Below are 13,325 nucleotides of genomic sequence, written 5' to 3'. Positions count from 1 at the left end.
CGCACCTTCCATTGGTGACGAGGCCGACGTAGTGCCCGACATCGGCGAGCGCGGGAAGGGCCCGTACCCGATCAGGCCCAACAAGGCTGCGGCGTCGGTGAGTTCGGTTGAGGCGGGGAGTGATGAGAGCAGGCATGACGGAGCTCACCGGTCGGGTGCTGGTTCGTGTCCCGGGAGCTGGGCCTTCGGGGTCGATGACGCGGCGCCACGGTTTTGTGACGACATCCGATTCCGCTGGACCTGGGGTGAGGCAGAGCGACGTCGGCCGGACGAACGTGGTGACATTGGGGTCATGGAGTTGCGGGAGCTGCGGGCGTTCGTGGCAGTGGTGGAGGAAAGCGGGCTCTCCGCGGCGGCGCGGCGGTTGCACATGAGCCAGCCGGCGCTGTCTCAGACGATCAGCGGGCTGGAGCGGCAGCTCGGAGTGAAGCTGCTGGTGCGCAGCAGTACCGGGGCACGGGCCACGGAGGCGGGAACGGCCCTGCTCGGTGAGGCGCGTGCGGTGCTGGCCCGGCATGACCAGGCGCTGCGGGCGATGGCCCGGTACGTCGGTCCTGGTGGCGGCGCGTTGCGAATCGGGATCCCTCTGGAGCTGCCGGCCGGGCTTCTCGACGCTGCGTTGGCAGAACTGGCGGAGGCTCACCCTGATACTCGGGTGCAGCCTCGGCACCTGTCCACCGCCGATCAGCTCGTCGCCCTGCGCGCCGGTGAGCTGGACGTCGGGTTCTTGCGGGAGCGCCCGGTCGGCCCGGAGTTCGACGCGCTGCTCGTCGTACGGGAGAACCTGGGTGTCCTGCTGGCCACGGAGCAGGCAGCCGAGCTCGCGGGGCCGGACGGGGTCGCGCTCGACGCCCTCACCGGACTGCGATGGGTGGGATTCCCGCGATCCGGGAGCCCGGTGTGGTTCGACGAGTTGACCGCGATCCTGCGCGGACACGGTCTGGATCCGGGGCCGGACGCGCCGCAGGGGCAGGCCCTGATCGCGGATGTGAAGCTGGCGGGCGTCAGGGACGGGCGGGCCTTCACCCTCGCCCCGGCCGGCTGGCAGCGGCCGCTGCCCGACGAGGTGACGTGGTCCCCGCTGGTCGGACATCCCCTCGTACGACGCACCTGGGCGGTGTGGCCGGCCGACGCGACCCGGCGTGACCTCGGCCGGTTCATCGCCGCACTCGACCGATCGGTCGAGCGCTGAACCCACCGAGGACACGCCATCGGTCCATGGGTCAGACGGCAGTGCGACCGCCGTCCACGGCCAGGAGGGCGCCCTGGACGAAGCTTGCGGCGTCGCCGACCAGATAGGCGATGGCCTCGGCGATCTCTTCAGCCTCGGCGGGGCGGCCCGCCGGCGCCTCGGCGGCCAGGGCTTCCAGAGCGTCGCCCATAGCGGCGGTGCCCCGAGTACGGGTCGGGCCCGGGGAAACGATGTTGACGCGCACCCCGCGCGGACCGTACTCGGCGACCCAGGCCTGGCTGAGCTGGTGCAGCGCCGCCTTGCTGGATCCGTACAGGGCCATGCCTGCCGTTCCGTAGTAGGCGACCTGGGTCGTGACATTCACGATCGCCCCGTTCCCGCGCTCGGCCATCCCCGGTGCCAACTCCGCGACCAGGTAGAACGGCGCCTTCACATTAAGGTCGTAGACGGTGTCCACGTCGCTCTCGGCCGTCACGTCCGTCGGCCCGAACGGGAAGATGCCCGCGTTGTTGACGAGGATGTCCACCCGGCCACCGCCCAGCTCGGTGGCCTCCCGCGCCAGTTGCCGCACCGCGCCCGCGGTGCGCAGGTCGGCCGCGACGAAGTCCGCCTTGCCGCCGCGCGACCTGATGTCGACGACCACCTTCTCGCCACGGACGGCGTCGCGACCCGCGACCAGTACATGCGCGCCCCGCTCGGCCAACAGAGCGGCCGTGGCGGCACCGATACCGCTGGTCGCGCCGGTCACCAGCGCCACGCGTCCGACCAGATCAACAGAACCCATGAGAGTCATCCTTCGCATCAGAAAGCCAGGGGCCAACGCGTTCGCGGTCATGCCGCGTCCGTTGTCCCGGCACCTCGTCCCTGAGGTGACGAGCGTTCAAGCCGCACTGTCGTCTCGCGGATTCCAGCCCGGCCATAGCCGGAGCCGAGGCCGGCCATAGGGGCGGGGCAGGCCGTACGCGGTGGTGCACGCCGTACTGCCGATGCGCTGGTCAGGGTGTGTGAGCGGGCCACAGGCGACGCTTATGGCCGCTCTTGGTGAGCCGTATGGGCGGGATGGGGTGGGCGGCGGGTGCCGTGCGGTTACATGCCTGGTTGGGGCGATCGCCGTCCGGCGACCCGGGCCGAGCCCAAGACAGAACCGACCGTGAGGCGAGGGACACCATGAGCGAGCCGCAGCAAACCCCGGGCACCGCCACCTACGACGTGATCGTGCTGGGCGCGGGCCCCGTGGGCCAGAACGTCGCCGACCGTGCCCGCGCCGCCGGTCTTTCCGTGGCCGTCGTGGAACGCGAACTCGTCGGCGGCGAATGCTCGTACTGGGCCTGCGTCCCCAGCAAGGCGCTCCTGAGGCCGGTCATCGCGGTCGCCGACGCCCGCCGCGTGGACGGCGCTCGGGAGGCGATGTCCGGCCGCATCGACACCGACCGGGTCTTCGCCCGCCGTAACCGCTACGTCGCAGACTGGGACGACAGCGGACAGGCGCTGTGGGTCAAGTCCATCGGTGCCGACCTCTTTCGCGGCCACGGTCGGATCGACGGCCCCCGGCGCGTGACGGTCGCCCGGGACGACGGCGCATCCCAGACGCTCACCGCCCGGCACGCGGTGGCGGTCGCGACCGGCAGCGATCCCGTGCTGCCCGACCTTCCGGGCATCGAGGAGGCCAGGCCCTGGACGAGCCGGCACGGCACCGACTCCAGCACCGTGCCCGGCCGCCTGGCCGTGGTCGGGGGCGGGGGAGTGGGGGTCGAGATGGCCACCCTCTGGCAGGGGCTGGGGTCCCGGGTCACCCTGCTCGCCCGCCACAGCCTGATTCCCCGCATGGAACCCTTCGCCGGTGAGCTGGTGGCTCAAGGCCTCACCGAAGCCGGCGCGGACGTGCGGATCGGCGTTCAGGTGACCGCACTGCGCCGCGCCGACCCGAAGGGGCCGGTCACTCTCAGCCTCGACGACGGGAGTGAGCTGGAGGTCGACGAGGTCATGTTCGCCACGGGCCGTACCCCGCGCACCGGCGACATCGGCCTGGACACGGTCGGGCTCACCCCGGGCTCGTGGCTGGACGTCGACACCACCTGCCTGGTCAAGGGAGTCGAGGGAAGGTGGCTGTACGGCCTCGGCGACGTCAACCATCGCGCCCTCCTCACGCACCAGGGCAAGTACCAGGGGAGGACCGCCGGCGACGCCATCGGTGCACGCGCCGCCGGCCGCTCACTGGACGACGAGGCATGGGGCGACCACGCCACGACCGCCGACCAGCACGCAGTGCCGCAGGTCTTCTTCACCGACCCCGAGGCGGCCTCCGTGGGACTGACCGCGCAGCAGGCCGAGCACGCCGGGCACCGCACCAAAGTCGTCGACCTCGATTTCAACGCCGCCCAGGGCGCCAACCTCCACGCCGACAACTATCCGGGCCACGCCCGACTGGTCGTCGACGCCGACCGGGACATTCTGCTCGGTGTGACCTTCGTCGGCCCCGGAGTCAGCGAACTCCTGCACTCCGCCACCGTGGCGGTCGCGGGAGAAGTCCCCCTCAAGCGGCTGCGGCACGCCATCGCCTGTTTCCCCACCGTGAGCGAGATCTGGCTGTTCCTTCTCGCTGCCTACCAGCGCGACCGCGACTGAGTCGCACTGTATGGGGGCAACGACCCGGGCGCGCTCTCAGGGAAGTCGTATGTACCAGCTCGCACGCCCTGACTGGCCCGCGCATCAGGCTTCGGGCGGGCGGTCAGCCGTCGTAGCGGTGGGTGTACGGCGTGGCGGAGTGGCGGGGCAACTGCGGCAGATGAAGAAATACATGCCTTCGAGATCGCCAGGTGCATGGAGCGCCCGAACGTGTCGAGGGCGACGGGGCCGGATTCGACTGGCCGACGCGGGTCGCGGGGCCGTCCTGGCGGGATCCCGGTCGTTGAGGGGGAGTCGGCCGCCCGTGCCCGGTGCAGTGGCGGTGATACGGGCTAGGCAAGAGGACAGCGGTAGCGCAACTTGTTGAGAGAGGCGCCACCGGTTGAGTCCTTCACGGCCGCGCCGTCTGCACGCCATCCGGCGGCTTCGTAGAAGCGCCGGGCACGTTCGTTGTCTTGCAGCACCCACAACGTGGCTTGTGTGTAGTCGGCATGCCGGAGGACCGCCAGGGTGGCCAGCATCAACTGCTTTCCGATGCCGGTGCCCCAGACCTCGGGTATTGCGTAGAGGGTGCCGATTTCGGCGATGACAGAGGTCTCCTGAGATGGGCCGAAGCTTGCGAATCCGACGATCCCAGCCTCGGTTTCGGCTGCCAGCACGCCCGACGATGGCCACGCTGTGTTCGCGATGCGTGTCTTCCACTCGGACTCTTCGTGACCTGGGTCCATGGAGTCGAGGTAGCGCTGCGGAACAAGGCCGGCAAAGCCCGCTTGCCACGAGCGCACGTAGACGCCGGCGACTGCCGACGCATCATCAAGCCAGGCCCGTCGAATCTGCATGCCGTCATTCTTCAAGTCCCGCTGATCCGGGCCAAGTTCTTTCCCGTGCACGATGGTGAGGGCCAGGCTTTGCCTTCCCGGAATTCGCGCCGAGCCTGTGTAGCGGACGACGGAACGAGTCAGGTATACGACCCGCTGCAGATGTGGCAGCGCGGGTTAAGGCTTGGTCCGTCACGCGTCCTCCGTCGTGGAGGACCAAGCATCGATGTTGTGACCGTGCGCGGTAGTTGGCCTGTTGGGCCCGATGCGCTCAGTCACGGGAGGAGCCCGCAGACGTCCCGACGGGTCAAGGGGTGGGTGAGGGCTCCGTGAGTGCCATCCAGTAACGGACCGTCTCCTGGTGCGAACGGCTGGCCGTGCTCGCAGCCACTGCTTCAGCGTCCTCGACGGTGCGCGGCTTCCCTGCTCGGGTGTGCAGGGCGAGTAGCCACGCAGGGCCGGTGTCGGCTGGCTCTCCATCGACCGGTCGGTCTTCCCGGGCAGCGTTGCTGCCGTACCCTCATACCGCGTGGTTCAGCCTCTGGTGGGGCACTTGGTCGCGGCGGACGCGGGCATCGACGCATCGTGCTCCTTGATCGGCTTCCCGAACGCCACGGCAAGCTCTAGGACTTCGAGGGGATCGGACAGCGGCCCCCCGTCGGCCCAGGAGCGCGCGCCCATGTGGGGCGGCGGCTCCTCGCCCACTGCCGTGGGCGGGGCGAACTCATAGATCAGATGAGCGCGTTGGGGGCGGAGGTCGGGCCGCTGCTGCAATGCCATTGCTGACCGTGGTGCGACCTGCCACAGTTGCGATCATGACATCCTGGAGAGCGAAACTGAGACTGGCGGTGCCTGTGGGGCTCGCTTCCTTCATGCTCGCCATCACGGGCGCCCTGTCTCCGGCGTCCGCGGCGACCAACTGGTCCTTCGTTAACGGCTACCAGGGATTGTGCCTGAAGGCCCCCGCCGGATCCGCTCCCTACGTCGGCTCGTGCTCCGGGGCGTACCTGTGGCACTGGGGCTCAGAAACCAACACCTGGGACGGGCATTCGATGCGCCGGCTGGTGAACAACACCACCGGTGATTGCCTCACGTCGCCCGACGTGTTCGACTTCAATCAGGTCACGATGGAGCCGTGCGGAAACGGCCGTTCCGGCCAGTTCTGGACCGCGGACGGAGACCGGATCCAGAACCAGAACGCGAACTATCTCGCCACCTACCCCGACGGCGACCTTTACTCCCACGCGTACGTGAACGCAACCGAGTACTCCTGGTTCGACTACCGCGACTGATACCGCGATGGACGCACCACCCGAGGGGCTCGCCATGTGCGGGCCCCCTTTTCTTGCGGACATATATCTGACCATGCGTCAGATGCAGCGCTGTGATGGCGTAGATGCCGGGATCCAAAGATGCCGTAGGGAGTCCCATACGCAGCTGGCCGGAGGTGTCGTCATCGTCACCGGGGGCGGCGCGCGGGCAGGGGTGACAACGTTCTGGTGCACGATGGTGCGTTCGTCCTCAGACAGCCTGACTGATTACATCGTCCAGCTGGCGCCCATGTTCCGGCGGCCGGCGCAATCCATGGCGACGTCGACGCCGACTTCCACGACAAGCCGGGGCTCCACGAGCGAGACATCGAGAGTCTCGCGACCGCCCCAGCCGACGGAGAGGAAACAGCCGGTCCACGAATGGTCTTCACCGGCTGCGGACAGCAGAGCGGCCACGGACTGACTAGTGGCTCTCGCCAGGGTGGTGGTGCGCCCGACGTACTGCAACTGCCCGCCAGAGTGATACCTGCCGAGCAGTAGAGTGCCGGGTGCCGTCAGCAGGCCGGTGATCGCACCGGCGATCGCTTCCGTCGTCTCCCGAGGCTTGTACTTCAAGCACCGCCGCATGCTCGCCTGGTATGGATCCGCGAGCTTTTGAAGATCACGCCTTGCATGCCGACGGAGCCCCATGTTGGCCACTCGGCGACCTGTTCCGGATCCGTGGTCGACGGGCACAGAGTCCACTGCGCAGTCAGCCGGCGTGCGGCGAACACGGCATCGAGGGTGGCACGTCGAGGCTGATAGGGCCAGTTCGTGGTGACTGTGCCGGACAGGCGCAGCAGGTCGAAGGCGACGAAGTGGGCCGGCCGCGCGTCGGCGACCCGGCCGGCACCAGGGCCCCGGCGGTGCAGCCGGTCCTGCAGCCGCTCGAACGCCAGCCGCCCTGCGCCCAGACGACCAGCTCGCTGTCGAGCGCGGTCTGGTCCGGCAGCTGCATCCCTCCGGCCGTGATCTCCGCGAAGGCGGCCGACGGGCCAGTCGTCCGACAAGACGCAGGCCGGGGTGTACGAGTTCGGGAGGCACCCGCCGCTGACCCGATGGGTACATGGGGCGGCGGGAGCAGACTTCAGGGGCCGGGCATCGTGAGCCGTGCCGCCGACATGGTCACCAGCTACCACCAGGCCGGGGGCTGCACCCTCGGGCAGGCGTTCTCCAGACCCTCGGAGGCGAATCTGCGGGGCCGGTCGGTAGGGTCTCGGAGACGAGAGAAGAGATCCTCCGATGGCCTCCCGCATACCCCGCATACGCTCCAAGCTGGCGAAGATGCCGTACTTGGCGCAACGCAGCAACTCCGCCTGAGAGGAGCGCCACCAGTTTCGCCTCAGCCCACGCATCAGCACTGCAGAAGCCGACGCCTTGCACGGCGAGTGGCCGATGCGGGACGTGGCCGGAAACAGGCTGTGTACCGGCACCGGCCCGGATCAGCAGATCTTCTCCCGCCTTCCCGATCAGGTGCGGAGCCCCGTCCCGTCGGTGCGGGCCGGGGCGACGCAGGTCAGCTGGTGGCTCTGGCGGCCTCCACGATCAGATTCGCGGTGACCCGCGGGTGACTCATCATCGCGACGTGGGACGAGGTGGGCACTTCGACGACCTTGCGGAAGTTCGCACGGCGGTACATCCAGCGTTCGGCCGCGGGCGGGATCGCCTTGTCCTGGCCGGCGACCAGCCCCCAGGACGGGATCGTCCGCCACGCGGCGGCCTGAGTGGGGTAGGTGAAGGAGTCCGCGTCGAAGGGACGTTGCGTGGCCTGGAGCAGCCGGAACGCCGATGGGGAGATGTCGGCGGCGAAGGCGGCCTGGCCGTCCTTGCTCAGGTACAGGTCGGTTCCTGTGGTGCCGTCGGGCTTGGTGTAGGGGACCGGCACACTCACCGGCAGGACCTCGCTGCCCGGGAACTTCTCGATCAGCTCGCCCTGGGTCTCGCCCACATCGGGCACGAACGCCGCGATGTAGACCAGTGCCTTCACGTTGTTCTTTCCGGCGGCGGCGTTTGTGATGACGGTTCCGCCCATGGAATGGGCGACCAGCACGACGGGGCCGCTGACGGAGTCCAGCAGACTCGCGATGTACGGGGCGTCCGTGGGGATGCCGCGCAGCGGGTTCGAGCCCGCGATCGTGGTGAAGCCCCTGCCCTGCAGCTCCTGGATGACTCCGTTCCAGCACGACGAATCGGCGTAGCCGCCGTGGACGAGCACGATGGTCGGCTTGGCGCCCGGTTTGGCATCGCCCGTGGCTGCTGCGGCGGCTCTGCTCGGGCTGAGGAGCGCCGCGGATGCCGCGGCGGCCGCTCCCGTGGCGATCACTGTGCGGCGGGTAACGGTAGGACGGTCGGACATGGTTCTCTCCTACGTCGTGCTGGGGTGAGGGCAGGTAGGCGGGGTGGGGAGTTGGGCGCGGGCACCGTGCCCGGGGGAGGACTGCTGGGCGTCGGCGTTGCGGCCCTCGGCGTCTCGGCCCGGGTCAGCTGTCGGCGGCCTGCCTGATGACGTCGGCAACTGCGGCGGACTGGGACACATAGATGGAGTGGCTTCCCGGGGCCTCGACAGTCCGTGCGCCGATCCGCTCCGCCATGGCGCGCTGGGCCGGCGGAGGGATCATGCGGTCGTCGGCCGCCACCAGGTACCAGGCCGGCTTGGTGCGCCAAGCCGACTGGGACACCGCCCCGTTGAGGGCGTCGACACCCCAGGGGACCTGGGAGTCGGCCATGAACGCGGCCAAGTTCGCGGGGAGGTCGGCGGCGAACGAGGCGGCGAACTTGTTCCGGTCCAGGAACAGGTAACCGTCCTGCGGCGGCAGGATGGGCGGCACCGGCGCGCCGGGCGGCGGGTCGGCGATGAGGGTGCTCACGGATTCGCCCTTGTCGGGGGCGAACGCAGCGACGTAGACGAGGCTCGTCACCTTCGCGTGATTGCCCGCCTCTGTGATCACGACGCCGCCATAGGAGTGGCCGACCAGGACGGCCGGACCGTCCAGGGCGTCGAGGACGCGATGGGTGGCGGTGACGTCGCCCTCGAGTGACTGTGTCGGGTTCTGCACGATGCTGACGCGGTATCCGTCCCCGGTCAGCTCGTCGTACACCCCCTGCCAACCGGAGCCGTCCACGAAGCCGCCGTGGACGAGGACGATGTTCCTGGGCTGCTCGTTCTCACTCATCACTTCACCTGTTTCGTCGCAGCGGATGAGGTCAGGTGAGGAACGCTAGAAGTGAGGTGGACAGGGCCGATTCCGTCATGTGACGTAGTTCGCGTCGGCGGCGGCCTGCCCTGGCTGCTTTCGTCCGCCGAGGCCGCCGACGAGGCCGCCGACGAGGCCGCCAGCGTGGCCATCGATGCCGGTGGTGGGGCCCGGGAAGGGGGCCCGCCGAAGCGGACGCCCCCTGAAGCCCGGCTCAGGTTGAGCTGCCCGGCAGCCCGCCCTTATTGTCCGCGACGCCGACTTCGAGCAGGGCGCTCTTGGTCGTTCCGAGATAGGTCAGGCTCTTGGCGTCGAAGACCCAGTGGCCGCTCGCATTCTCGGAGGAGCCGTCGGCACCCGAGTATGTGAGGCCGATGCCGGGCCGCCCCGCCCCGTCCTTGACGTTCTCCACGACGCGTACGTCCGGAAGCTTGGCCACGGCACGGTAGAGCGCGGCGCTGAGGTCGGGCAGCAAGGTGGCCTGGTCGAGGATGACTCCGACGTTCTCGAACACCGTCTCCGTCAGACGTGACTTCTCCACCCCGCTGTCGCTCTTGAGCTTCTTCAGCAACGCGTCGGGATCGGTGGGCAACGCCTGCAGGTGCCGGAAGGTCAGGTAAGCGGCGCCAGGCGACATGGCGATGTCCTGCTTCTTGGACGGGTCGGGTTCCCCGGACGAGGACAGCGCGATGAGTTGCCGCAGACCGTCACCCTTGCCGTCCACGGTGCGCCATTCCTCACTCTGGACGTTCCCCTTGTACGTCTTGAGGCCGACGATCTCCCCCTTGGAGTCCCGCACGGGTGTCGTGGGTCCGCCCCATATGGCCGAAGAGCCCTGGGACTTGGTGTAGATGAACTGGTCGTCGCTGACCTGCACCGCCGGGCGGTCGGCCGCCACCAGGGCGATCCTGTCGAGCAACTGCGCGGCCTCGCGGTGTTCGGTCGCGGACACGCCGCTGGCGCCGTTGTCGTCCTGCGCGCGGTCGACGGCCACCACACCCAGGCCCACGACCGCGGTCAGTGCCAGTGGCGCCGCGAAGAGGACGAGACGCCGCCCGGGGCGCCGAGGTGCGGGGAGCACGGGTGAGCTCGACGGTGTGTCTGTCGCCGCCGACTGCCGGGGGTCGGTGTCGTGGGTGATCTGCTCCATCAGGCGTTCCTTGAGGACGTGGTGGCGGTCCTGCGTGAGCACCGGATGGCCCGGAGCGGGCAGCAACTGGGCCAGATCCTGGTAGTCGTCCAGCTGATTGCGTCGTCGCGGGTTGGTGTTCATCGCTTCTTCTCCTGCTTGGACCGAGCCGCGGTGTGGCGGCCACCCGGTACTTGTCCGACCGTGGCGGGGCGTTGCACTCCGGCCAGCCCGGTTCCGCCTTCTGTGCCGTGGTTGCCGTCCGCGCCTTCTGTGCCGCGGTTGCCCTCCGCACCGTCCACGCCGCCCACGCCGCCCGCACCGTCCGCACCTTGCGAGCCGTTTGTGCCGCCTCTCGTGCTTGCGGTGCCAGAGGTGCCGTGCGGAGCGCCGTCCATACGGCCGTCGAGTTCCATCTCGGTGAGTTTGCGCAGGCGCTTGCGCGCGCGTGAGAGCCGCGACCGTACGGTGCCGATGGCCACGCCCAGGGCCTCGGCCGCCGCAGCGGCGTCCAGCCCCTCCCACACACAGAGCGTGAACACCTCGCGCTCCCCGCGGCGCATCGTGCGCAACGCCTTCTGCGCGGCGGCCAGTTCCTCGGTGTCGGCCAGGCGCTGCGTCACCTCGTCGGCGAAGTCCGGCACATGGGCCGGGAGCGGGACCCTGCTGAGGGCGGCCTGGTGTCTTCGCGCCGCGCGCGCGGTGTTGCGCGTGACGTTTGTCGCGATCCCCAACAGCCAGGGGCGCAGGTTGTCGTCACCATCAAGCACCCGTTCGCGTAGCCGCCACGCTTCCAGGAAAGTCAGCGACACGACGTCCTCGGCCATGCTCCAGTGGCCGGTCATCCGGAAGGCGTGCCGATGGACCGCCGAGGCGTACTCGTCGAAGAGTTGCCTGAACGCATCCGGATCCCCGGCTCGCACGCGGGCACGTAGTGAAATCTCCACACCCCTCCCTGTCCTCTCCCTGTCCCACGCTGCAGTGAGCCGCGTCACATCATGGCCGGGCCGTCCGGTCGATCCGTGCTCGGGACTTGGCGGCGTGGCGGCGTGGCGGCGTGGCGGTGTTGGGGCAACGGGGTGGCGAGGCCGGCGAGCGCGTTCTCGGAGTTCGGTAGACGGATGACTTCGATGCCGGTGTCGGAGCGGGCCAAGGGTGGCGATCCCAGGTCCCAGGCCCGTCCACGACCAGGAGACGAGAGCGACCCAGCAGTGGTCGGGGCGAGTTCCTCGACGATCCCCTCCTGGGCGAAGGAGGCGACAGCGGCGGGGAGGCTCAGGACGACTTCGCCTTGGCAGGGCCAGTCCGCCCCCGGCCCGTTCCTTCACGGAACCGGGCGCCTCCTCCTCCGGCTTCCCGCCAGCCAGCTCAAGACCCCCCATCCGGACCCCACCATCCCGATGCCGCTGGGCGTGGCCCCCATTCGCCAAGCCCCCAACTCCACCCACCCCGCGCAGGTCTTGCTCGCCTTCCACGGTCTGTACCCAGCCCACGGCGTGCGCACATGACGGACGCCGGCGGCGGAGGGCACGGCCGAGCCGACGTCGATGCCGCGCGAGGCGCCCAGGACGGCGGGGCGGCACCCCATTGGCCGGTCAGGCCCCGAAAAAACCGCTTGAATCAAGGTCGGGTGGACATGGCAGGCTTGCGCGGTGATTGTCGAGCTGTCTCCCCGTTTCTTGACCTGGGATGATGTGGATCCCGCCCAACATCCCTTCGACAGCGCGTCGGTGGCCGAGGTGGTGCGGTCCCTCGGGCCCGCCCGCAGCGTGCCCCTCCGCCCCGACATCCCCTTCGGTGACCCGGCGATGAGTGCCTGGAGCTGGGATGTCGCCAGACCCTGGGCCGACGCCATGTCGCACGCCCTTGTCGAGCGGTACGGCAGCTGGACCGCGGGCTGGCGCTGGGCGCACGACGAAGGAGACTTCGACGGAGGCCCGGTCGGGCACTGGTGCTGCCCGCGCGACTCGATCACCACTCCGCAGGAGACGCTCGATCGCGTGGTCGCGGCACTGCGCGAGTGGCGTGAGTGGCTGGAGAGCCTCGCCCGTTGGTTCGATACGCACCCGCTGGACCTGGCCGCGCTCGATGACCAGAGGATCCTGTGGGAGCGCGTCGCCCGGAACCTGATCCTTCAGGTGACCGACCGCACCGGCTGCGGCAGCGGCTGGTACGGACACTGCCACCAGGTACTCGGGTGGTTCCTCAGCCGCTGGGGCGTCCCGCCCGACACGGCGGAGGACTTGGTCCGCCAGGCGATCGGCGGCCGGTTCGAGAGCTGGACCGGGCCCGACCCCGTACTGATCGAGGACATCGCGGAGAAGCTCGCGCTGTCGCTGCGACCCGAGAGCGGCGCACGGCCCACCGAGTCCCAGCCGGACCACCTACGGCGCTGGATCGCCGTACGCGAGACCGTGCCGTGGCATCAGGTCCCGGACGGCGGCGGGGACGACCCGGTGACCCCGTCGCAGGACGGCGCGGCCGAGGACATCCGCGCCTTCGACGGCGCCCTGGACCCCGCCCGCGCACAGGGCCTGCTCGCCGCACTGGAACTGCTGCGGGCCGACGCGGCACGCGGCGCCCGTCTCGACTTCGAGCTGCTCCAGCGATGGCAGCAACACGTCCTGGGCACCGCACAGCCGCCGCCGTTCCGGCACCTGCCCGCCTTCGCCAAGCGGGGCAGGGAACGCTACGGGATCAGCACCGACACCCGGGCCCGCCTCGACGCCTGCCTCGCCGGCAGCGCGCCGGACGCCGGGCAGCCCATGCCCCTCACCGCCCGGGCCGCACGCGCCTGTCTCGACGTGTGCTTCTTCCATCCCTTCGACGACGGCAACGCCCGGTCCGCCTTCCTCACCCTGGTCTTCGTCCTCGCCCGCGAGGGCGTCGCCCTCGACGACGTCGGCCTGCTGCGCCGCGTCAGCTTCCAGGCCGACGAACCCGAGGACGCGCTGATCCTCACCCGCTACATCGACCTCCACCTCACGGAGACCCGGCGCAAGGCCGCCGCGGCCGGTTCCTGACGGGCGGCGCCATTACCCTGCACCTGCGGCAGTC

At 69.7% G+C, this 13,325-nt stretch carries 11 protein-coding genes; 4 read left to right on the top strand and 7 right to left on the bottom strand.

Annotation, left to right across the window (positions count from 1 at the left end; all coding sequences use genetic code 11):
- Window positions 1-292: 292 nt before the first annotated feature.
- Entirely contained in the window at window positions 293-1,192 is a 900-nt protein-coding gene (locus ACGFW6_RS00620) for a LysR substrate-binding domain-containing protein (RefSeq protein ID WP_393502947.1), read from the top strand.
- A gap of 31 nt (window positions 1,193-1,223) precedes the next feature.
- Here the strand turns inward: ACGFW6_RS00620 and ACGFW6_RS00615 are convergent, their stop codons facing one another.
- Window positions 1,224-1,976, bottom strand: a complete 753-nt coding sequence (locus tag ACGFW6_RS00615; protein WP_393502945.1) for an SDR family NAD(P)-dependent oxidoreductase — start codon at window positions 1,974-1,976, stop codon at window positions 1,224-1,226.
- Between the two features lie 383 nt (window positions 1,977-2,359).
- Here ACGFW6_RS00615 and ACGFW6_RS00610 point away from each other — a divergent pair, with 383 nt between their 5' ends.
- Complete coding sequence (locus tag ACGFW6_RS00610) at window positions 2,360-3,817, top strand: dihydrolipoyl dehydrogenase family protein (protein ID WP_393502943.1); 1,458 nt, start codon at window positions 2,360-2,362, stop codon at window positions 3,815-3,817.
- Window positions 3,818-4,149: 332 nt separating this feature from the next.
- Here ACGFW6_RS00610 and ACGFW6_RS00605 read toward each other — a convergent pair whose 3' ends face one another.
- Window positions 4,150-4,656 carry a GNAT family N-acetyltransferase gene (locus tag ACGFW6_RS00605; RefSeq protein ID WP_393502941.1) on the bottom strand — a complete coding sequence of 169 codons (507 nt, stop codon included), beginning with the start codon at window positions 4,654-4,656 and terminating at the stop codon, window positions 4,150-4,152.
- An 851-nt stretch (window positions 4,657-5,507) separates the two neighbouring features.
- Here ACGFW6_RS00605 and ACGFW6_RS00600 point away from each other — a divergent pair.
- Window positions 5,508-5,927 (top strand): ricin-type beta-trefoil lectin domain protein, encoded by a 420-nt coding sequence (locus ACGFW6_RS00600; protein WP_393502939.1) that lies wholly within the window; start codon window positions 5,508-5,510, stop codon window positions 5,925-5,927.
- 246 nt (window positions 5,928-6,173) lie between these two features.
- Here the strand turns inward: ACGFW6_RS00600 and ACGFW6_RS00595 are convergent, their stop codons facing one another.
- From ACGFW6_RS00595 to ACGFW6_RS00575, 5 genes are all read right to left on the bottom strand, one after another.
- A complete protein-coding gene (locus ACGFW6_RS00595) occupies window positions 6,174-6,521 on the bottom strand; it encodes a hypothetical protein (protein WP_393502938.1) in 348 nt (115 codons plus the stop codon).
- Between the two features lie 940 nt (window positions 6,522-7,461).
- On the bottom strand, window positions 7,462-8,301 hold the full coding sequence (locus tag ACGFW6_RS00590) for an alpha/beta fold hydrolase (protein ID WP_393502936.1): 840 nt from the start codon (window positions 8,299-8,301) through the stop codon (window positions 7,462-7,464).
- Between the two features lie 124 nt (window positions 8,302-8,425).
- Window positions 8,426-9,118 carry an alpha/beta fold hydrolase gene (locus tag ACGFW6_RS00585; protein ID WP_393502934.1) on the bottom strand — a complete coding sequence of 231 codons (693 nt, stop codon included), beginning with the start codon at window positions 9,116-9,118 and terminating at the stop codon, window positions 8,426-8,428.
- A gap of 235 nt (window positions 9,119-9,353) precedes the next feature.
- Window positions 9,354-10,412 carry a CU044_5270 family protein gene (locus tag ACGFW6_RS00580; protein ID WP_393502932.1) on the bottom strand — a complete coding sequence of 353 codons (1,059 nt, stop codon included), beginning with the start codon at window positions 10,410-10,412 and terminating at the stop codon, window positions 9,354-9,356.
- Window positions 10,409-11,191 (bottom strand): RNA polymerase sigma factor, encoded by a 783-nt coding sequence (locus tag ACGFW6_RS00575; RefSeq protein WP_393505027.1) that lies wholly within the window; start codon window positions 11,189-11,191, stop codon window positions 10,409-10,411. Before ACGFW6_RS00575 ends, ACGFW6_RS00580 begins: the two co-directional genes overlap by 4 nt.
- Window positions 11,192-11,962: 771 nt before the next feature.
- Here ACGFW6_RS00575 and ACGFW6_RS00570 point away from each other — a divergent pair.
- A complete protein-coding gene (locus ACGFW6_RS00570; protein ID WP_393502930.1) occupies window positions 11,963-13,291 on the top strand; it encodes a cell filamentation protein Fic in 1,329 nt (442 codons plus the stop codon).
- Window positions 13,292-13,325 lie beyond the last annotated feature (34 nt).

It is taken from the genome of Streptomyces sp. Y7 (genome assembly GCF_043195415.1).
GTDB lineage: Bacteria > Actinomycetota > Actinomycetes > Streptomycetales > Streptomycetaceae > Streptomyces.
Note: the sequence above shows the minus strand (reverse complement) of the source record. Positions and strands in the feature narration are given on the sequence as shown.